We start from the raw sequence: 1,624 nt of genomic DNA, 5'->3' as shown, positions 1-1,624 counted from the left end.
GTGGAACACCTCGGTGCCGCCGATGCCGTCGAGCATCTCGATGCCGGTGGCTTCCTTCCACAGCTGGCGCGTGGCGTCGGGCAGTGCCTCGCCCGCGCTCACGCAGATGCGCAGGCTCGGCGCGCCGTGCTGCCGCACGAACGGCGCCATCTGGCGATAGAAGGTGGGGGCCGTGTAGCAGATGGTCGCGCCGACCTCGTTGATGAGCTTCACGAGGCCTTCGGGCGTGAACGGCGCATCGGCGAAGTACACCGAGGCGCCGGCCCACATCGGGAACACCAGCAGCCCGCCGAGCCCGAAGGTGAAGGCCAGCGGCGGCGAGCCGATCACGATGTCGTCGCTGCGTGCCTGCAGCACATGGCGCGGCCAGGTTTGGCACATCGCGAGCACGTCGCGGTGCGTGGTGACTGGTGCCTTCGGCTTGCCCGTGGTGCCGGAGGTGAACGCAAGCAGGGCGATGTCGTCCGACGCCGTGGGGCAGGCGGTGAACACGCCGCTCTTGCCGGCCGCGCGTGCCGACAGCGAATCGGGCGCAGCGGGTTTGTTGAACGCGATCACCGATGCGAGCACGGGATGCTCCCGCTGTGCCAGCACGAGCTCGTCGAGCAGGCGCCCGTCGCACAGCGCCGCCACGGGGCGCGCCTTCTCGATGATCTCGCCCAGTTCCTTGGCGCGCAGCAGCGGCATGGTGGCCACCGCGATCAGGCCGGCCTTGACCACCGCGAGCCACGACAGCGCCATGGCTACCGAGTTGCCGCCGCGCAGCAGCACGCGGTTGCCGGGCACGAGGCCGAGGTCTTCGACCAGCACCTGCGCGATGCGGTTGACCTCGACAGCGGCCTGCGAATAGGTCAGCGTGCCGGCGGGCGAACGCAGCATCGGCTTGTCGCCGAAGCCCTTGGCGGGCGCCTTGTCCAGGAGCTCCTCGACCAGATTCAGCTGATCGGGCAGCTGCAGCTCCGGAAGGTCGTAGCGGAAGACCGGCAGCTGCTCGGCGGGCGGCAGGCGGTCGTGAACGAAGCGGTCGACTTGGGCTGACACGATGTTTATCCCCGCAAAACGGATTTGCCGATGATCAGTTGCTGAACCTCCGTCGCGCCTTCGTAGATGCGCAGCGAGCGGATGTCGCGGTAGAGACTTTCAATCTTCGTGCCAACCTTCACGCCAAGGCCGCCGTGCATCTGCAGCGCCATGTCGATCACGCGGCTCGCGTTCTCGGTGGCGCACATCTTGGCCATGGCCGCGGCGGCCGACACGTCGCCCACCGCGGGGGCGCCGCGCTGTTCGGCGTCGTCGCGCATCCATGCGGCGCGGTAGGTGAGCAATGCGGCGCTGTCGATCAGCGCGGCCATCTCGCCGAGCTTGGCCTGCGTGAGCTGGAAATCGGCGAGCGTCTGGCCGAACATGCGCCGGCCTTTCGCATGCGCGATGGCTTCGGCGAGTGCGCGGCGTCCCATGCCCAATGCCGCCGCTGCAACGGAGGCACGGAAGATGTCGAGCGTGCGCATCGCGAGCTTGAAACCACCGTTGAGTTCGCCGAGCTGCGCCGCGCGCGGCACGATGCAGTCCTGGAAGCGCAGCGTGGCGAGCGGGTGCGGCGCCATCACGTCGATGTGCCCGGAGG

2 protein-coding genes are annotated in these 1,624 nt (G+C 68.8%); both read right to left on the bottom strand.

Annotated elements, in window-relative coordinates; translation table 11 throughout:
• On the bottom strand, positions 1-1,041 hold a 1,041-nt coding region (locus AC1DOC_RS32875), incomplete at its 3' end, for an AMP-binding protein (RefSeq protein ID WP_478131469.1).
• A gap of 5 nt (positions 1,042-1,046) precedes the next feature.
• Positions 1,047-1,624 (bottom strand): acyl-CoA dehydrogenase family protein (locus tag AC1DOC_RS32870; RefSeq protein WP_478131468.1); only part of this gene is annotated, 578 nt, incomplete at its 5' end.

It is taken from the genome of Variovorax sp. 01T439_2 (genome assembly GCF_056398445.1).
Note: the sequence above shows the minus strand (reverse complement) of the source record. Positions and strands in the feature narration are given on the sequence as shown.